Below are 19,262 nucleotides of genomic sequence, written 5' to 3' on the forward strand. Positions count from 1 at the left end.
TCAGCCCCGGAACAGCGCCGCGATGTCCATCCCTTTGGGCATCTCGTTCGGCGGGAAGGCGTAGACCTTGGCATGGCTCTGGATGGCGTATGCGCAAGCCAGGTTGTCCAAATCCTCGGCGCCCGCTTCGTACGCGTCATACATCCGGACCGCCCCGGTGGCGGGAACCAAGGCTCCCCATTGACCGCGGCCGCTGGCCAGGAAGAGATGGGTGAGGCGGCGCTGGAAGGCGCAAGGTACCACGTCGGAGTAGCCCGCGGAGGATCGGGCGCGCGCCAGATTCTCCACGAACAAGCCCATGGCATGGTTCCGATCCGCGCGTTCCCTTTCGGCCATCAAGGCATTGGCGCGCGCATGCAAATCTTCCTGGGAGCCCAGGGAATCGGCGTTCCCGGGCAATTCCTCATCGATCAGGTTGGCGCAGGTATTCACCCGCCGGAAAATGGGCAATAGGTAGGCGACCCCGGCCAGCAGCAGAGGCCGGCCGTCGGCGGGCAGGCGCGCGCGGATGCCGTGATCGATCTGGCGGAAGAAGACCTCGATTTCCTTCTTGGCTTCCTTGCCATCGCCCGGGCCCGAGGCGAAATGGGCCGAATCGCCTCTGCCATGGCCATGATGCCCGGAAGAGTTGGTATGTACCGATTCCTGGCGTTCCGCCTGCTCGAAGTGCCGGGTCTGGCGGATGTCCGTATCGATTCCATCCAAGGGGATGGAGCGCATGGCCACCCCGTCGCAGTCCCATAGCTGGACGGCATGTTGGCTCAAGGCCAGCAGATGGAAGCGATCGCGACCATACACTTGCGACAGGACCCCGTCGAGCCGGAAACGGGTATCGATAGCGGCCCGCGGGGACGGGGCTTTGGGCAAGAGAAGGGCGAGGGTGCGTTCCCCGGAAGAGAAGAGCGCCAAGCCTTCGCCTGCCAATCGCGCGGCATCGGGCTCGGACAGGAGCGCATCGATGGGCGACAGCAGGTTTTCTTGGACCAATACCGACGCTCCGCGCTCTTCCAATGCGCGCTTGGCTTCGCGACGCAGATCACGCAATTGGATTTTCTCTTCCACGGATTCGCGCCAATTCTTGTCGAAGGGCAGATACAAAGACAGTCTCCAACCGGCCCCCGACGAGGCCAGGAAGGCCGTATCATTGCCATCTAAACGGGTGAGGAGGGGTAGGCGGGACAAGGTGAGGGACATGGTGACGCTCCTTCGGGAATGGTATCACCCTCATTAAAAGCAAGAGGCGGGCCACGGCCGGCAGGGATGCTGCGGGCCCGATCGGACTGGAACCCCGCGCGAATCAGGCTGGATTCCCCGGCCGGAAATCTCCCGGCGCCGGGCGCTTGCCTACTTGGCAGAAGCCTGATCAATTTGGCGCGACAGGGGCCGCGGAAGCCGCGGGGCCGCGGAAGCCGCGGGGCCGCGGAAGCCGCGGGGCCGCGAGGCACGCGGGTACGCGACCGACGCGGGATCTCCCGGACCGAACGGGCTCCCTCTACGAACTATTTCGGGAACCTGAGTAGAAAGGCCGCTTGGCGGCTTCGGAAGCCAGGCAGTACGCCAGCAGGATGGCGGCCAACAAGGCGATGACGCTCCAGGGAAGCGGCGCGAAGCCCATCCAGACCGCGCCGGGAAGCCAAGGCAGGACGACGGCGAATAGGGCGACAGCCAGGCTCAAGGCGGCCAAGGCGCCGCCCGGTCGGCTGCGGATGGACCAGCGCCGGGTGCGGATGATGAGCAAGACGAAGACCTCGGAAAGCAAGGACTCCATGAACCAGGCCGTGCGGAACACCGCGGGGGAGACATGCATGGCGATGAGCGATCCGAAGGTGAGGAAATCGAAGCAGGAACTGATGAGGCCGAAAACGATCATGAAGCGCTGGATGGCGCGGTTGTCCCAATGCCGTGGGCGGAGGACCATTTCGGGATCGAGTCGATCCGAGGCGATGGCCATGGCAGGAAGATCGCTGAGCAGGTTGAGGAAGAGGATCTGCTTTGGCAGCATGGGCAGGAAAACGGTGAACAGCGACGCCCCCGCCATGGAGACCATATTGCCGAGATTGGCGCTGGAGGTGATGAAGACGTACTTCAGGGTATTCGCGAAAGCGCGCCGCCCCTCGCGCACGCCCTCGGCGAGCACCTTCAGATCCTTCCGCAATAAGACCAGGTCGGCGGCCTGCCGGGTCACGTCGGAGGCGCCCTCCACCGATATCCCCACATCGGCAGCGTGCAAGGCGGCCGCATCGTTGATGCCGTCCCCCAGATAGCCCACGGATCGGCCATGGGCCTTGAGCGCCAGGATGACGCGTTCCTTCTGCCCTGGATCCATTTCGGCGAAGACTTCGGTACGCGCGGCCCGCCGCGCCAATCCGGCCGGGCTCAGCCGCGCCATTTCCTCGCCGGTAAGGATCCGGTCGGGTAGCATCCCGGCCTCGCGCGCGATATAGGCCGCCACCACGCGATTGTCTCCCGTGATCATCTTCACGTCTATTCCCAAACTTCGTATCTCGCCCAGGCTTTCCGCGGCATCCGGCTTGAGGGGGTCCCGGAACGCCAAGATGCCCAGGAATGCCATTCCGGTCTCTTGCAACGAGGCGTCTTTCTGTTCCACCTTGCGCCAAGCCACCCCCAAGCACCGGCACCCCTGCCGCCCCAACTCCTCCGCCCTTCGCAGGATGCCGACCCGTGATTGGTCCAGGGAAGATACCCGGCCATCGGCCGATTCCGCCCATGCGCAGGCGGCGAGGACGCGGTCCAGCGCCCCCTTGGTGATGAGGACGCCGCCCTCGGGGCCGTCCACGGCCACGCTCAGCAGCTTGCGGGAGAAGTCGTACGGGATCTCGTCGCGCTTGGCATAGCCGTCGGCGCCGGGCATCGGAACGGATCGGAGCATGGCATCTATGGGATTCGCGTACCCCGATTGCAGCGAGGCGTTCAGATAAGCGTATAGGCTCAGCTTGGGGGCCGCCGATCCGAAAGCATCCTCTACCGCTTCCAATCCCGCAACGCCGCGGGTCAAGGTTCCGGTCTTATCGGTGCACAGGATCTCCATCCCCCCGATATCCTCGATAACCGAAAGCCGTCGCACCAACACTTCCCGTTTCGACATGCGCCCGGCGCCGCGCGCCAGGGTGATGCTTTGGATGGCGGGAAGCAATTGGGGGGTGAGGCCCACGGCCAAGGCCAGGGTGAAGAGCAGGGAGTCGAGCCAGGGCCGATGGAACAGGAGGTTGCCGGCGAAGATCAGGATGGACAGCGCCATTCCGAATTCGAGCAACAAATACCCGAACCGGCGCGTGCCGCGTTCGAAAGCCGTTTCCGGCGCGGGCCGCGCCAAGCCGCGCGACATCTCGCCGAAAACGGTACTCTCCCCCACCGCGACCATGACCAACGTCGCGCTCCCGCTCACGACATGCGTCCCGAAGAACACCGAACCGGAGCGCTCATGTAAGGGAACGCCGGCAGCGGACGGGCCGGGATGCTTTTCCGCGGGAAAGGATTCTCCCGTCAAGGCGGACTCATCGACATAGAGCCCATTGGCTGATAGAATGCGCCCATCCCCGGGTACGGCCGATCCCGCTTCCAGGGAAACGATATCGCCCGCGACGACCGCACCCAAAGGAACTTCCGCCATCCGCCCGCCCCGGCGCACCTTGACCTTCAACTGCAGCATCCCCATCAGGCGGGTCAAGGTGTCGGAGGCGCGCTTCTCTTGCCAAAAGCCCAGCGCCCCCGCCACGATTACGATCCCGAGCAGGATGCCGCCCTCGGCGAGATCGCCCAGGATCATGGATAAGCAAGCGCCGAAAAGCATGAGAAGGGTTATCGGACTGCGGAATTGGGACCACAGCAATGCCGCAAGGATCCGTAATCGGTGGCCCGCGGCCATGGCCGGACGCACGTGGACCGCGCGCCGGGCCGCTTCGGCATCGGACAAGCCTTCCGGTCCTGATCCCAATAATGGGAAGAGCCTGGATTCCTCCAGGCTCCAGAATGGTTCCGGCAATCCGTTACGGGCCGCGATGGGATCCGAGTCTCGTTTCGTCCCTAGATCCATGATCCCCCCGATGGCATATCATCGCCGCATCGGATTGAATCTATGTTATTGATGGCTAGCGCCTAGTATCGGGGGGATTGATCATGAGACTCGCCTTCATCCTCGCGTTCTGCCTGGCTTCCGCGCCGGCCATGCCAAGCGAATCCTTTCCCAAAGTGGATCCCGTATTCTGGAAATTGAAACTGAAGACGATTACGGACGATTCCGTTCCCATGGCCTCCTTGCAGGGAAGGTATCTGCTCCTCAACTTCTGGGGGGAATGGTGCGCCAAGTGCCAGGAAGAACTGCCTTTCCTGGTGAGGCAGGAAATGAAATATTCCGGCAGCGGGCTTCGCATCATCGGATTCCTTAAAACGGCGAACATGGCGAAGGCGAAAAAGCTTCTTAAGGAAAACGGCGCCGATTGGACCCAGTTGCAATTGGACGACCAAGTCGAAAGGATTTTCGGCATCCGGAAATTCCCTACCAACTTGTTGATTTCCCCGCAAGGGGAGATCGTCATGGAAGGATTTTCGAACCACTATCAGGATTTCAAGAAACGCCTGGAAGCATCGGGCTCCGGTTCCGAGGTCAAGAAAAGCGAAATCCCCGCTCCACCCAAATGATGCGGATGTCCGCTACTCGCGCTATCGAGCCCACTATTCACGTTTTCGTATAGCACGCCATCCCAATTAGGCTTTTCGGTTCCGCTCCGCCGGGGAAACCGCCCGAATTACCTGATTTCACGGCGAAGGCCGCGGGCACGCTCCTTGCACTTGTGGTAGGCATCATCCGGGCAACCGGATAAGCGCACAGCATAACAAGGAGATTTCATGAAGAAGACGTTCATCCTGCCGACCGCGATTATCGCCCTTTCCGCCGGCCTCCTCTTCGCCGCCGATTCCGCCGGCGTAGCCCAGGAGAAGAAGGAGCTCAAGCACGACAGCGCCGCCATCCATAAGGACAAGAAGCATATCAAGAAGGATAAGTCCGAGATTGCCGCCGACAAGAAGGAGGATCATGCGGACAAGAAGGAACTGAAGCATGATGAAGCCACGGGTACGCCGGCCCAGGTCGATGCGGACAAAGAGAAGCTCGCCGCCGATACCGGCGCGACCCACCAGGATGAGCGGAAGCTCCACAAGGATCGCAAGTCCTTGAAGAAGGATCGCCACGAAAAGCAGGAAGACAAAAAGGAGTTGAAGGAAGAGAAGAAGGAAAACCCTTAAGCCCTCCGGTATTTTTTCCCCGTAGTACCGCGGCAATTAGACGCGGTACTACGGCCCTCCCGCCCAGCTTAAGGTTCCTTGAGGCGCGATTATCCGGAATCCCTAATATTCTTGCGAAAGGCCGTGCACGGCATAATCGGGTCCGGTACATTGCCATGACATGCTTACCAACTATCGTGGAATCCGGGCTTTTGCCGCCGCGCCCCTGATTACGGCCTTACTCGCAACGAATTCGGCTACGGCGCAATCCTGTCCAACCGGCCCGGCGTTGACTCCCGGGACCCAGCATTGTTCATCGAATCTGACCGGCAAGGTCGGGAGCATCGGTTGGTCGATTTGGTCCAGCGGAAGCGGCGGATGCATCACCCCTTCGGGGAATACGGCCGCCTTCAAGGCGACCTGGGCGAATGCGGGGGATTTCCTGGCCCGCATGGGATTCCAATGGGACGAGACCAAAACCTACGACCAGTTCGGAACCGTCTCCGCCGACTACGCCTACACGAAAACGGGAACCGCCGGCGGCTATTCCTTCATCGGGATTTACGGGTGGTCGAACAATCCGCTCATCGAGTATTACATCGTCGATGACTGGTTCGGCTCGGGATCCGCTCCGACGGGCGGCGGAGCGCTGAAAGGCACCTTTTCCGTGGATAGCGGAACTTACAAGGTCTACACCCATCAGCAAGTCAATCAACCGTCCATCCATGGGACGACCACGTTCAACCAATTTTTCAGCATCCGGCAAACGCCCCGCCAGTGCGGGCACATTTCGATTTCCGAGCACTATAAAGAATGGAAAAGCCTGGGCATGGATCTGGGGAAGATGTACGAAGCCAAACTGCTCATCGAAGCGGGCGGAGGTTCCGGAAGCATCGATTACTCGGTAGGGAATATGACCTCGGGAACGACCTCGATCTCTCCCGCGCGCGGAAGCGCGCCTGAATTCGCACGGGGCGGCGAGGTCTCCTTGGGCAATGGCAAGAGCGGCGAGCTTTCCCTCCTGTCCTTGAATGGGACGGTGATCGGTTCCATGCGGCAGAGCGTTTCGAAGCCCGCCATCCTTTCGACGCGGGGCTTGCCGAAGGGCTTGTATCTGCTGCGTTTCCAAGGGACCGGCGTCGCTTCCGAAACCCACAAGATCCTACTGCAGTAAGGATCGGACGGAATCGCGGTTGCGCCTTCAGGCGCTGCCAAAGTTGCCGCGAACCCTGTCAAGCCGTCACGAATCCGGCCCGCCGGCGGAAAGGATGACCTTGGCACGCCCGTTGCCTACCTTATCGGCCATGAAAGCCTACCAGGACCCCGCCTTTCTCGGCGGCGAAGATGCCCGCGCCGTGCGCATCCTCTCCGAATACCTCGCCCCGCTCGCCGCCTTCCACGAGCATAGGGTGCGCGACACCATCGTATTCTTCGGATCGGCGCGGCAAGGCGAGGAGGGACCTTTCGCGCGGTATTACCAGGATGCACGCGAACTGGCGCGGCTCGTTACTACTTGGTCCAAGGAGGTTTCCGACGTGTCGGAACGCTTCTTGGTCTGCTCGGGCGGCGGCGGCGGGATCATGGAAGCCGCCAATCGCGGCGCGGCCGAAGCCGGCGGTCGCACCATCGGACTCAACATCGGCCTGCCCCATGAGCAGCGTCCCAATGCCTATATCACTCCCGGCCTGGGGTTCGAATTCCACTACTTCTTCATGCGCAAATTGTGGTTCACCCATCTGGCCCGGGCCATGGTGGTGTTCCCGGGCGGATTCGGCACCCTGGACGAATTGTTCGAGACCTTGACCCTCTCGCAGACCGGCAAGCTCGATCGCTCCGTTCTCGTGATCCTGTACGGCTCGGAATATTGGCGGGAGATCATCAACTTCGACGCCTTGGTCAAGCACGGGATGATCTCCCCGCGGGACGCCGCCCTGATGCGATTCGCCGATGATCCCAAGGAAGCCTTGCGCCTATTGCAAGAGGCCTTGCCGATCTCCCAGGGCGAAGGGGGCCCGGATATCGCCGAATCCGTGGCTACCTGATGGGAAAAAGGACCTTCCCCTTGAATCCTACCCTCCTCGGAAACGGCCATTTTGACAGCAAGCCTGTCAATTAGTCGCGGATCCGCCTTCCTTGGCGGATAGGGAAACCGCTAATGCGAATGGTCCGCGCCTGCCGGCATCATGGCGCGGCGCTTGCTTTCTATCCTGCCGAGAAGGGAATCCACCATGAACCGAGAATCCGCCCGCCGTAGCGCCGCCCTCTTTACCGAAGCCGATCCGTTAATCGCCTATTTCCACGACATCAAGGACACCGGCAAGCTTTCTTCGAAGCAGGAAAAGGAGTTGGCCAAGCGGATCCAGGAAGGCGACCGGCGAGCCGTCAATGAGTTGGTGCAAGCCAATCTCAAGTTCGTGGTGGCGGTTTGCCGCCAATACGAAAATCGCGGCCTGCCTTTGATCGATTTGATCAGCGAAGGCAACTTGGGGCTCATCCGGGCGGCCCAGCGTTTCGACGAGAAGCGGGACTGCCGCTTCATCTCTTATGCCGTATGGTGGATCCGCCAAGCGGTGGTGACCGCCCTGTCCGATCAATCGCGGTCGGTCCGGCTTTCCACGTCCACAACCGGACGCATGCGGCAATTGACTTCCGCCTCCCGCAAGCTGGCCCAAAGGCTGGGACGCGAACCCTCGGTGGAAGAGATGGAACTGGAGACGGGAATGCAAGCCGGGAGCATCCGGTCCTACCTGCGTTTGCTCGATCATTCCATCTCCCTGGAAAGCCTGCCGGAAGGCCTGGAAGGCGGCGCTTCCGATTCGATGGAGGCCTTCACGGAACGCTTCCACGCCAAGCGGGCCATGGATCAACTGCTCAAGGGGCTTAGCGCGCGCGAGCGCGAAGTGCTCGATCTCTACTTCGGATTGCGCCACGGCGAGGCCTGGAACCTGCCGCAGATGGCGCGCCGCCTGGGGCTCTCCAAGGAGCGGGTGCGCCAGATCAAGGAAAAGGCCATCGGCAAGCTCAAGGTGCTCCTCATGCTCAATGCCAAATACCCGTGCGCCACGATCGGCATCTAGAGACCGGAAGAGGAAACCCATGAATCCCATCGCAACCTTGACCTTGCGCGAACTCATCCGCAGCCGCCCCCTGGGCATCGAGATATTGGAAGACATGGCGGGCGGAACCTTTTGGGACAGGATGGATCTGACCCTGTCGGAGTTCTGCCGCGAGTCGGGGCTGGACGCCAATACGGTACAGCATCGCCTGGCGGGCATGCCCGAAAACCAGGCTCGCCAGGATTGGCCCAACCTCCCCCTCTTCTGCCTGATCGATCACCTGACCACCGGGCATCGCGGCTTCCGGGCGCGCGATTTGCCCGAGGTCCATCGCCTGTTGGAATCCTTGCGTATGGATTTCCCCGCGGGGCAAGCGGCCTTGCAGTCGCTCCTCGGGGAGTTCACCGCCTTCCGCCAGGAGTTCTCCTGGCATATGGAAGAAGAAGAGGAATTCCTCTTCCCCAAGATCCTACGCACCGAAGCCAGCCTGCGCCATCCCGAACTTTATCCTGAGGTATTCAAAGGATCGATCGGCATGTTCAGTTCCCGGCAGCTCCAGGAGCCTGAACATCGTTTCCACCAAATCGTGACCGATCTCTCCGAGCGCCTGCGCGGTTTGGTTTCCGACGCCTTGCATCTGGCGACGGCCAAGAGCGCCCTTTCCGCCATGCAAGGTTACGAGGCCCGCCTCAAGGCGCACGTCTACATGGAATGCGAAATCCTGTTCCCGAGGGCGCTGGTGATGGAAGCGTCCTTGTTGCAACGCAACCCATGAAGGGGATAACTTGCGACTGACCTTCCTGGGAGGCGCGGGCACGGTCACGGGCTCCAAATACCTTTTGCAGGACGGGGCAGCCCGTCTCCTGATCGATTGCGGCCTGTTCCAGGGACTTAAGCAACTGCGCTTGAGAAACCGGGCGCCGCTCCCTTTCGATCCCGCATCCATAGGAGCGGTCGTCCTGACCCACGCGCACCTCGATCATTCCGGTTACCTACCGCGGCTGGTCGCGCAAGGGTTCCCTGGCCGGGTGCATTGCACCGCGGCCACCCGCGACCTGGCCCGCATCCTGCTTCTGGACAGCGCCGCCTTGCAGGAAGAAGAAGCCAAGCATGCCGCGCGGCACGGTTGGTCCAAGCATAATCCGCCGCTACCGTTGTATACGATAGGGCAGGCGCGCGCCTGCGACTCCCGCTTCCAACCGGCGGATTGGGAGAATCCCGTACGCCTCCCCGAAGGATGGGTGATCCGCTTCCGCAAGGCGGGACATATCCTGGGCGCGGCTTCGGTGTTGGTGGAGCGAGGCGGCAGGACCGTGCTTTTCTCCGGGGATCTGGGCCGGCCGAATGACCCCATCCTTCCCCCGCCCGCTCCCTGCCCGGCCGCCGATTGGATGGTGGTGGAGTCGACCTATGGGGATCGCCGCCATGCGCAAATCGATCCGGCCGACGCCCTGGCGGACCTGGCGCGGAAGGTCTTCGCCCGCGGGGGAGTACTGCTCGTTCCCTCCTTCGCCGTGGGGCGCACGCAAACCATCCTCCATCTCCTGTGGCGCTTGCGCAAGGCCGGCAAATTGCCCGCCGCTCCCGTTTTCGTCGACAGCCCCATGGCCACCGACGTGACCCACCTTTACATGCGGCATCCCGCCGACCATAAATTGGGGTCGGAACTGGCCCGGGAAGTATTCGGGTCCGCCAACTACGTGCAAACCCCGGAAGAATCGAAGCGGCTTTCCGCCCGTAAAGGCCCCATGATCCTGATCAGCGCCAGCGGCATGGCTACGGGGGGCCGCATCCTGCACCATTTACGGGCCTTCGCCCCGCATCCCGAAAACGCCGTGCTTCTGGCCGGTTTCCAGGCCGAAGGCACGCGCGGCGCCCAGTTGGCCCACGGGGCGAAGAGCATCAAGATCTTCGGGGAACAGGTTCCCGTGAACGCGGAGATCGCCATTCTGCCCAACGCTTCGGCTCATGCCGATGCGGATGAGATCCTGGCCTGGCTGAAAACCGCCCCCCGCCCGCCGGAACGGATATTCGTCACCCACGGGGAGCCGGGGGCGTCCGAAGCCTTGCGCGGGCGCATCGCCGCCGAGCTGGGCTGGAACGCGCGCGTTCCGGCTCTGGAGGAAACCGCGGAACCGGTTCCGGAAACCTGATCGATCGGTTGCAGGGATCCCGCGAACGGGCTACCATAAACGCGTGTGCTACTCCTTCACTCCCGTCCAGGATCCTTCCGGAGCCATTACCTGGCTTCCCCGCAAGGTCCTCGATCAACTTCTGAAAGAGGGCCGTATCCAGGCGCCGGAAGAAGTATTCCCCGGCGACCGGGCGAATATCTTCCGTTGGACCGATCTAGGCGTCGCGCCGGCCGGGATGCGTTTCGATCTGGTGCCGCGCTTCTACCTCAGGAAGGAAGACCTGCCCTTGGAAGCCATGTTGAAACGGAAACGCTCGCGCAAGCAAGGGGGCGACGGCTTCAGCAGTTACAATGCCCGTTCGGAATCCCTGTTGGAGCGGCCGGCCTTTCGGGGGCCGTGGCTCGAATCGAAGCGCATGATCGTGCCCGTCAGCGCCTTCCGCGAAAGACCGAACATGGATGGGGCCCCGGAGGAATTCCGGGGCCGCGATTTCCGCATTCTCTCCTCGGGCCCGATGATCCTGGCTGGGATCTGGGACGCCTGGCGGAACCGCGAAGGCGAAAACCTGGAGTCCTTCTCCATCATCACCGTCGATTCCGCCGGCAACCCGCTCTTGCGGTCCATCTGGCATGAACGCTGCCCTTTGATACTGGATCCCGATCAGGTCGGGAAATGGCTCAATCCGGAAACGTCGCCGGAAGAAGCCATGAAGATGATCCGCCTCCATCCCTCCGAAGGCATGCGGTTGGAAGAAATCGCGCCGCCTGCCCCGGGAAAAAAGCCCGGAGAGGCGCAGCAGACCTCCCTTTTCTAGCCCGTAGTCCTTAGATAGCCTTGGAAAACCGCCCGACCGTTCCCTGGGCGGTGAGCGGATCGAGGGCCGCGGCGGCCTGGCGTACGAACAACCATCCCTCTTCGGAAAGCTTCAGCACCCCGTTTTCCCAGGAGACCCAGCCTTCGCCCAGCATCGGCTCGATGCGCGCCCGGCAGCCCTGGATGTATTCCCCGATGGCTTGGGGCGTGAGATCGACATCGTCGCAGGCGGTGGCGAAATCGACCCGGCCGTAGCACATGAGCGCGTCGATGCAAGCCTTTACGAGAACGTCCTGCTCCTCCATGAAATAGGTCTTCTCCAGCGGGAACTGCTTGGCTTCCACCGCGCGCAGGTATTCGTCCAGGCCCTTCAGGTTCTGGCCGTAACCGCGCGCGAATTGCGAAATCGCCGAAGCGCCGAAAGCGTAGACCTGGCCGGTGTGGCGGCGCGAACTATAGCCTTGGAAATTCCGTTGCAGTTGGCCGGCGGCCTTGGCGCGCGCCAGCTCATCGGTGGTTTTCACGAAATGGTCCATGCCGATGGACTCGAAACCCGCGTCCTTGAAAAAACGCCGGGTGGCCAAGGCGATTTCCAGGCGCATATGCGCGTCCGGCATGGGGTATTTCTCAAGCTGACTCTGATGGCCTTTGACCCAGGGAACGTGGGCGTACCCGAAGACGGATACCCGGTCCGCTCCCGCGGCCACGGCGGTCTCCAAGGTGGACTCGAAGGAGTCCGGCGTCTGATGAGGAAGCCCGTAGATGAGATCAAGGTTCACGCTGGCGATGCCGGCATCGTGGGCGACCGCCACCAACTCGGCGATAGGAATGCGGGGGACGCGCCGCTCCACCGCTTGCAATACTTCGAGCCGGAAATCCTGCACCCCGAAGGATAGCCGGTTGAATCCCATGGCGGCCATCTCCCGGATGCGCGCAGGGTTGAGCAGGCTGGGATCGCATTCCGCGGCGATCTCCGCGTCCGGGGCCAGGAACCATTGGCGCCGTACGCGATCCATCATGTCGCGCAGACGATCGAGGGGCATGGCGTTGGGCGTGCCGCCCCCGAAATGCACTTGGGTCACCTTGCGGCGGGGATCCACATGGCGCGCCATCGCGTCCATCTCCTCGCCGATCGCGTCCAGGTAGTCGTGCACCTGCCCCGCGGGCGTCCCGATCTCGGTATGGCATCCGCAGAACAGGCAGCGATGCGGGCAGAAAGGGATGTGGAAGTAGAGAGAGACGTGGGCCGGGCCGCGCCGATCGGAATCGGCCAACAGCGCGGCGTAGCGCGCGGGCGAGTCGTACGGGACGAACGAGGTGGCCGGCGGGTACGACGTATAGCGCGGGGCGGGACGATCGTACTTGGATATGTCTTCAACGGAGAGGGAGCGTGCCTGGATCATGAGGGGACGAAACGCAAAGGGCATGCCGGGAAGGGAGAACCCGTGAGCGCGCGGTAATCGAATGCGACGGCCCGAAATCAGCCGGACTGCCTGTGCCACGCGGGACTTTTTGACAAGGGGGCCTGGCATAATGGCAAATCTTCAGACCTGAAAAACGGGCCCTCCGGACGGTAATTTCTCATCCAGACATCGAGGATCGCATTATGGACATCGCGCATTTCTTTTCCGCCCTTCCCGCCGCCGGCATTTGGGGCGGCGCCCTTTTCCCCGTGGCCGTGGGCCTCGGGAGCTCCTTCACGCATTGCGCGGGCATGTGCGGGCCCATCCACCTGTTCCTGGCCTCGCGGTCCCCGCAAGGCCGCTCCCCCTGGGCCTACCATGCCGGACGCATCCTGGGTTACGGTATCTTGGGTGTTACGGTAGGCGCCGCCGGCGGAGCGCTTTCCTCCCTTTCCTCGCAAGGCTTCAAGAATGCGGCGGGCATCGCGCTGGCATTCGCCTATGCCCTGTTCGGGCTCGGGTTATTGGGATGGACGCCGAAGGGCCTCAACGCCGAGAAATTGCTGGGCCGCCTCTTCCCGGCCCGCATGTTCCGCGGCTTGTCGGCGCGCGGCGGAGGCAGGACCGCGCTTTTCTCCGCCGGCTTCGCGGCTTGCCTATTGCCTTGCCCCAGCACCCATGCGGTGCTGCTCTGGGGCCTGGGGATGGGGCGGCCCCTCGCGGCGGGAGCGGGGATGATCGCATTGGGAATATCGACCTTGCCTGTCTTCGGCGTTATGGCACGCGGTTCGCTTTCCATCCCCATGCGCGCCCGCGGATGGTATCGCGGCGGCTTAGGCGCGGTTTTTCTGGGGCTTTCGGCATGGCGGGTGTACGCGCTCGCCGCCTTAGGCACGGCGGCCTGCCATTAAGGCACGGCGACTTGGTTAATAAGGCAAAAAGGCAAGACGAAAAGACGGATCGGAGAGCAGGAGCAAGGCATGGATAACAAACGGACAATGGAATTCCTCGTCATCGCCGGGATCCTCGGCATCGGGGCGCCCTGCGCGCTTCTGCTCGGGCATAGCAGCGGCGAGGCCACGGCGGCCATCGCTTATCCCAAGACCCAGGCGGTCGCCACCATCGCGATCGATTACAAAGCCACGGTCATGGGATCGGATGCCGACGTGGAGCATGGCAAGCAGCTTTTCCAGGCCAACTGCGTGGCCTGCCACGGCCCCAACGCCGACGGCAAAGGCGCGGCCGCGGCGGCGCTTACCCCGCATCCGCGCGACTTCACCGATCCGAACGCGCGCTGGACGCGTAGCCGCGAGCCCATGGACATCTATAAGACCTTGGCGGAGGGCAGCCCGGGCACGGCCATGGTCGGCTTCGCGAACAACCTTTCGGTACAAGATCGCTGGGCCTTGGTGCATTACCTGGGCAGCCTGCCCGGCGTGTCGGGAAAATTCAAACCCATCGATGAAGCCTTGGCCGGCGCCTGGAAGCCGGAGAAGCGCTGATGTCCGTCTTCCTGGTTCTCATCCCCGTATCCCTGACGTTGGCGATCGCCTTCGTCTTCTTGTGCCTGGCGTCCATCCGCGGCGGCCAGTTCGATGATCTGGAAAGCCCGCGCTGGCGCATCCTTTTCGATGGCGCGCCCGAATCCGCGCCGTCGGCAGCCCTTCCGCAACCCGCCCAACCCGCCATCCTCGCGAGGAAAATCGATGATCAAGGTTAAGTACGACGATAAGATAGTGCGCATGTTCCTGCTGGCCTGCCTGGGCTGGGGAGTGATCGGCATGTCGGCCGGGCTCTTGCTGGCGCTCGAGCTATCCAATTGGAAATTCAACTTCGATCCCCACATCAACTTCGGGCGCTTGCGCCCTTTCCATACCAACGCGGTGATCTTCGCCTTCGGCGGGAACGCCATTTTTTGCGGCGTATATTACTCCACCCAGCGCCTGCTAAAGGCGCGCATGTTCAGCGACGTGATTTCGCGCATCCACTTCTGGGCCTGGCAACTATTAATCCTGGTGGGAGGCGTAGGCTTCCTGTTCGGCATCACCCAAGGCAAGGAATACGCCGAGCTGGAATGGTCGGCGGACGTGATCCTGGCGCTCGTATGGGTTCTCTTCGCCGTCAACTTCTTCGGGACCGTGGCCCGCCGGCGCGTGAAGCATTTGTACGTCGCCCTCTGGTTCTATATCGGCACCATCCTCACCATCGCCGTACTCCACATCGTGAACGGCCTGGCCATCCCGGTTTCCCTCACCAAGAGCTATCCCCTTTACGCGGGCGTGCAGGACGCGCTGGTGCAATGGTGGTACGGGCATAACGCGGTGGGCTTCTTCCTGACCACCCCTTTCCTTGGGATGATGTATTACTTCGTGCCCAAGGCGGCGGACCGGCCCGTATACAGCTACCGGCTTTCGGTCATGCATTTCTGGGCCTTGGTGTTCCTCTACATCTGGGCCGGCCCCCACCATCTGCATTACACGGCCCTGCCGGATTGGGCCCAGAACCTGGGGATGGTGTTCTCCGTGATGTTGCTGGCGCCCTCGTGGGGCGGCATGATCAACGGCCTGCTCACCCTGCGCGGGGCCTGGCATAAGCTGCGCACCGATCCCATCCTCAAGTTCTTCGCGGCCGCCATCACCTTCTACGGCATGTCCACCTTCGAAGGCCCGCTCATGTCGATCAAGTCGGTGAACGCCCTTTCCCATTACACCAACTGGACCATCGGCCACGTCCATTCGGGGGCCATCGGCTGGGTGGGCCTGATCACCTTCGGCATGATTTATTGGCTGGTGCCCCGCTTGTGGCGCGTTCCCCTGCATAGCTGGGGCCTGGCCAACGTCCACTTCTGGACCGCCTTTACCGGCATCATGTTCTACGTCGTCTCCATGTGGATCGCCGGCGTCACCGAAGGCCTGATGTGGAAGGAATTCACTTCCGAAGGGCTTTTGGCCTACCCGAACTTCCTGGAAATCGTGACCAAGATCAATCCGCTGTATTGGATCCGCGCCTTCGGAGGCATGCTTTACCTGGGCGGCCTCCTCATCATGGTCTATAACGTCATCCGCACCATCCAAGTGGCCCCGGCATTCCGGGACGAGGAAGTGGACGTGCCGGACGCCCCGATCGCCCATGCCCCGGCCAAGTACCTGCATGCCGTGCTGGAGGGCAACCCCCTGGCCATGTGCGTGCTGACCACCATCGTGATAGCCATCGGCGGCATCGTGGAAATGGTCCCCACCTTCCTGATCGAATCCAACGTGCCCACCATCACCGCGGTCAAGCCTTATACGCCGCTCGAATTGGAAGGCCGCGACATTTACGTGCGCGAAGGCTGCTACAATTGCCATTCCCAGATGGTGCGACCCTTCCGCGATGAGGTGGCCCGCTACGGCGACTATTCCAAGCCCGGCGAATTCGTCTATGACCATCCGTTCCAATGGGGCAGCCGGCGCACCGGGCCCGATCTCCACCGCGTGGGCGGGAAGTACAACAACATGTGGCATTTGCGCCACCTCGACGATCCGCGCCTGACATCGCCCGGATCGATCATGCCCTCGTACCGGTTCCTGCTGGACCGGAAGCTCGACCTTTCCCTCACGCCCACCAAGATCAAGGTCATGCGCCAATTGGGCGTACCCTATCCCGAATCGATGGTGAAGGATTGCCAGGCCCTCGCGCAAGCGCAGGCCAAGGCCATTTCCGATGATCTCGCCAAGGACGGGGTGACGGGCATGGAAGACAAGGATGTCATCGCCTTGATCGCCTACCTGCAGAGGCTCGGCACCGATATCAAATGGCGCGAAGCCGCCGCCCAAGGGCCCGAGGTGGGCGCGGTGACGCCTGCGCCGACAGATAACGCAGTAACCGCGGGGCCGTCGCAAGTCGCCGGCACCGTCAGCAAAGGAGCCGGACAATGATCCGCCAAGTCATGGAAGGGGCCGGGCTCACGCTCTGGCCCATCCTCTCTTTCATCATCTTCCTCACTTCCTGCGGATTGATGCTGCTTTGGTTGTACCGCCCCGGCTCGACCCCGATTTATGGTCGCATGGCCCGCATGGCCCTGGAGAACGATGACGCGAAACACGCCGGCGAAGGCGAGGAGGGGTAGCATGGAAGAGAAAGATCAACTCCTGGAAACGCACCAGGACAACGATGGCATCCGCGAATACGACAACCCGCTCCCGGGCTGGTTCCTGTACATGTTCTACGGTTGCATCCTTTTCGCGGGACTCTACTTCCCGTACCGCCTCGGTTACGGAGCTGCCTTGTCCGAAGCCGGGGGCGTGGGCCAGAACCTCAGCGCCAGCGGCGGGGACTACCTGGCCGCGGTCCGCATGGAAGAGGAAGCGCATCATTCCCGTCCCGTCACGGAGGTGAGCAAGGATGAGTTGCTGGAGTTCATGAAGGCGCCGGGGTCCATCTCGGGCGGCGAGGCGGTATTCAAGGCCAATTGCGTGGCCTGCCACGGCGATCAAGGCCAAGGCATCGTAGGCCCCAATCTCACCGACAACTTCTGGTTGCACGGCGGCAGCCCGGAATTGATCCTGGCCTCGGTCACCCACGGTTATCCGGACAAGGGCATGCCCGCCTGGAAGAACGTGCTCGGGGCCGAGAAGGTACGGCTGGCGGCCGCCTATGTCCTGACCCTGCGCGGCCGCAACGTCGCCAATCCCAAAGCGCCTCAAGGAGTCCAAGAGCAGTGATCACTCCCGCGCCATCGGGTCCGAAAGACCCGAAACCCACCAAGTCCGGCTACCGGATAGGGGAAATGCAAGGCACCATCTCGGCCGAAGGCGGTCGGGTGTGGATTTATCCCCGCGAGGTGAAAGGGCGCTTTATCCGCGCCCGGCGGGCCCTGGCGTGGGTCCTTTTGGCGGTCTACCTCGGGGTGCCTTGGATCCATTGGCGCGGCGAACCTCTCTTCGAGATCGACTGGTTCGGCCGCAGGCTCATGCTGCTGGGCCATTACTTCTGGCCCAAGGATATCCCGCTCTTCCTGCCCGGCATCCTCGCTATGCTGTTGATCGCGGTCGGGACCACCGCCCGCTTCGGCCGCTTATGGTGCGGTTGGGCCTGCCCCCAGACGGTGTTCCTGCAATTCCTGTTCGGGCCCATCGAGCGCCTTATCGAAGGCAAGGCCTCGGTCCGCAAGAAGCGGGACGCGAACGGCATCAGTTTCGATCTGGTATGGCGTAAGGCCATGAAGTTGGGAATCTTCCTGGGGATTTCCTGGTGGGTGGCCAATACCGCCTTGGCTTACTTCTGGGGCATGGACAGCCTCATGTGGGCCATCCGGCATCCTTCCGCGGCCAATTTCCCGGGGTTGACCCTGGTATTGGCCTTCACGGCCGCCTTCTTCTACGTGTTCACCTACTTCAAAGAGCAGGCTTGCATCATACTCTGCCCTTACGCCCGCTTCCAATCGGTGCTGTTCGACGAGAGCACATCCACCATCGCCTACGACGAAAAGCGCGGAGAGCCGCGCGGAAAGGGGCCGCAAGGCATACGGGACGGCCTAGGCGATTGCACCGATTGCCGTCAGTGCGTGCTGGTCTGTCCCACCGGCATCGACATCCGCCAAGGAAGCCAATTGGAATGCATCGGTTGCGCGCGCTGCATCGACGCCTGCGATCAGACCATGGCGGCCTGGAAAAAGCCCGCCGGCCTGGTCCGCTACGCTTCCTTGAACCAGTTGCAAGGCAAGCCCACCGGAGCCCACCTGCGCCTGGTCGCCTATGGCGGATTGTCCTTGTTGATGGGGACGGTATGCCTGCTCCTGCTGGCCCACCGGCCCGCCATCGCCGCCGATCTGGTCCGCCGGGGCCAATCGCCTTACGAAAAGGCCGCCGCCGATTCGGTCCGCAACATCTACACCCTGTTCTTGCGCAACAACGGTTCGCAGCGCCGCGTCGTGCGCATCGGCTGGGACGGGGCGGTCCCGGGGACCACCAATTGGGATGGTCGTGAATTCGCCATCGCCGGGGGAGCGACCGCGACCATCCCCATCGACATCACCGTGCCCATTTCCGCCTTCAATCGCGGCCGCAAGGACGCCGTGCTGGCGTTGCGCGGCGAAGGCCTGGACCAAGCCATACCCGTGGGGCTGGCCGGCCCTTGGGGCCGCTGAAAGGATCATCATGACGACCACCGCCATCCCTCCGGCTTCCTCCCGAGGCATGCCCGCATGGATGATCGTCCTCGCCCTTTTCATGGTCGTGGTCGGGATCGCCAACGGGATTTTCGTCTGGCTCTCGAACGGCCGCCACGATCTGGTCCGCGACGACTATTACGCCGCCGGCCTCAAGCAAGACAGCGTCATCGCGCTCAACTCCGGGAATACCCCGGTTAATTTCCATCGCGAAGGGGCCGATTGGAAGTTGGAAAACGCCGCCGGCCCGGCGCCCGCTACCGGTTGCCGCTTGCGCCTCTACCGGCCCGACGACGTCAGCGCCGATCGCGAAGTCCGTTTGCAGCGCGTTCCCGCGGAGGCCGGTCGGGAAGCCTGGAAGGTCGCCGCCCCGGCCCTGCGCCGCGGCCGTTGGATCGCCACCGTGGTATGGGATCGCGATGGCGTGGACGTGCGCGAAGTCTCCCTGAATCTGACGGAAGGCTGA

The 19,262-nt window shown here is 62.5% G+C and carries 19 protein-coding genes; 16 read left to right on the forward strand and 3 right to left on the reverse strand.

Annotated features, from left to right (window positions below):
- Both JF616_16730 and mgtA read right to left on the reverse strand, forming a co-directional pair.
- The gene (locus tag JF616_16730) at positions 1-1,194 is read right to left on the reverse strand and encodes a hypothetical protein (GenBank protein ID MBW8889403.1); all 1,194 of its coding nucleotides are present in this window, start codon (positions 1,192-1,194) and stop codon (positions 1-3) included.
- Positions 1,195-1,492: 298 nt separating this feature from the next.
- Positions 1,493-4,054 carry a magnesium-translocating P-type ATPase gene (gene mgtA, locus JF616_16735; protein MBW8889404.1) on the reverse strand — a complete coding sequence of 854 codons (2,562 nt, stop codon included), beginning with the start codon at positions 4,052-4,054 and terminating at the stop codon, positions 1,493-1,495.
- Between the two features lie 83 nt (positions 4,055-4,137).
- Between mgtA and JF616_16740 the strand changes: the two genes are divergently transcribed.
- From JF616_16740 to JF616_16775, 8 genes are all read left to right on the forward strand, one after another.
- Positions 4,138-4,659 carry a TlpA family protein disulfide reductase gene (locus JF616_16740; protein MBW8889405.1) on the forward strand — a complete coding sequence of 174 codons (522 nt, stop codon included), beginning with the start codon at positions 4,138-4,140 and terminating at the stop codon, positions 4,657-4,659.
- Between the two features lie 207 nt (positions 4,660-4,866).
- Positions 4,867-5,262, forward strand: a complete 396-nt coding sequence (locus JF616_16745) for a hypothetical protein (protein ID MBW8889406.1) — start codon at positions 4,867-4,869, stop codon at positions 5,260-5,262.
- A gap of 268 nt (positions 5,263-5,530) precedes the next feature.
- Positions 5,531-6,415, forward strand: a complete 885-nt coding sequence (locus tag JF616_16750; GenBank protein MBW8889407.1) for a glycoside hydrolase family 11 protein — start codon at positions 5,531-5,533, stop codon at positions 6,413-6,415.
- A gap of 94 nt (positions 6,416-6,509) precedes the next feature.
- Positions 6,510-7,283 (forward strand): TIGR00730 family Rossman fold protein, encoded by a 774-nt coding sequence (locus JF616_16755; GenBank protein MBW8889408.1) that lies wholly within the window; start codon positions 6,510-6,512, stop codon positions 7,281-7,283.
- A gap of 186 nt (positions 7,284-7,469) precedes the next feature.
- A complete protein-coding gene (locus JF616_16760) occupies positions 7,470-8,318 on the forward strand; it encodes a sigma-70 family RNA polymerase sigma factor (protein ID MBW8889409.1) in 849 nt (282 codons plus the stop codon).
- Between the two features lie 19 nt (positions 8,319-8,337).
- A complete protein-coding gene (locus JF616_16765; GenBank protein ID MBW8889410.1) occupies positions 8,338-9,072 on the forward strand; it encodes a hypothetical protein in 735 nt (244 codons plus the stop codon).
- Between the two features lie 10 nt (positions 9,073-9,082).
- On the forward strand, positions 9,083-10,450 hold the full coding sequence (locus tag JF616_16770; protein ID MBW8889411.1) for an MBL fold metallo-hydrolase: 1,368 nt from the start codon (positions 9,083-9,085) through the stop codon (positions 10,448-10,450).
- Positions 10,451-10,493: 43 nt separating this feature from the next.
- Positions 10,494-11,246 (forward strand): SOS response-associated peptidase family protein, encoded by a 753-nt coding sequence (locus tag JF616_16775; protein ID MBW8889412.1) that lies wholly within the window; start codon positions 10,494-10,496, stop codon positions 11,244-11,246.
- Between the two features lie 10 nt (positions 11,247-11,256).
- On the opposite strand, the gene hemN is transcribed toward JF616_16775, so the two are convergent.
- Positions 11,257-12,648 carry an oxygen-independent coproporphyrinogen III oxidase gene (gene hemN, locus JF616_16780; GenBank protein MBW8889413.1) on the reverse strand — a complete coding sequence of 464 codons (1,392 nt, stop codon included), beginning with the start codon at positions 12,646-12,648 and terminating at the stop codon, positions 11,257-11,259.
- 203 nt (positions 12,649-12,851) lie between these two features.
- Between hemN and JF616_16785 the strand changes: the two genes are divergently transcribed.
- From JF616_16785 to JF616_16820, 8 genes are all read left to right on the forward strand, one after another.
- Complete coding sequence (locus JF616_16785; GenBank protein MBW8889414.1) at positions 12,852-13,559, forward strand: sulfite exporter TauE/SafE family protein; 708 nt, start codon at positions 12,852-12,854, stop codon at positions 13,557-13,559.
- A gap of 69 nt (positions 13,560-13,628) precedes the next feature.
- Positions 13,629-14,150 carry a cytochrome c gene (locus tag JF616_16790; protein MBW8889415.1) on the forward strand — a complete coding sequence of 174 codons (522 nt, stop codon included), beginning with the start codon at positions 13,629-13,631 and terminating at the stop codon, positions 14,148-14,150.
- Positions 14,150-14,368 carry a cbb3-type cytochrome oxidase assembly protein CcoS gene (ccoS, locus tag JF616_16795; protein MBW8889416.1) on the forward strand — a complete coding sequence of 73 codons (219 nt, stop codon included), beginning with the start codon at positions 14,150-14,152 and terminating at the stop codon, positions 14,366-14,368. The genes JF616_16790 and ccoS overlap by 1 nt, the downstream gene beginning before the upstream one ends.
- The gene (ccoN, locus tag JF616_16800) at positions 14,355-16,565 is read left to right on the forward strand and encodes a cytochrome-c oxidase, cbb3-type subunit I (protein ID MBW8889417.1); all 2,211 of its coding nucleotides are present in this window, start codon (positions 14,355-14,357) and stop codon (positions 16,563-16,565) included. Before ccoS ends, ccoN begins: the two co-directional genes overlap by 14 nt.
- On the forward strand, positions 16,562-16,756 hold the full coding sequence (locus tag JF616_16805; GenBank protein MBW8889418.1) for a hypothetical protein: 195 nt from the start codon (positions 16,562-16,564) through the stop codon (positions 16,754-16,756). The genes ccoN and JF616_16805 overlap by 4 nt, the downstream gene beginning before the upstream one ends.
- A gap of 1 nt (position 16,757) precedes the next feature.
- On the forward strand, positions 16,758-17,351 hold the full coding sequence (locus JF616_16810; protein ID MBW8889419.1) for a c-type cytochrome: 594 nt from the start codon (positions 16,758-16,760) through the stop codon (positions 17,349-17,351).
- Between the two features lie 65 nt (positions 17,352-17,416).
- A complete protein-coding gene (ccoG, locus tag JF616_16815) occupies positions 17,417-18,775 on the forward strand; it encodes a cytochrome c oxidase accessory protein CcoG (GenBank protein MBW8889420.1) in 1,359 nt (452 codons plus the stop codon).
- 10 nt (positions 18,776-18,785) lie between these two features.
- Positions 18,786-19,262, forward strand: coding sequence for a FixH family protein (locus tag JF616_16820; protein ID MBW8889421.1), 477 nt, complete (start codon positions 18,786-18,788; stop codon positions 19,260-19,262).

This window comes from Fibrobacterota bacterium (assembly GCA_019509785.1).
Lineage (GTDB): Bacteria > Fibrobacterota > Fibrobacteria > UBA11236 > UBA11236 > Chersky-265.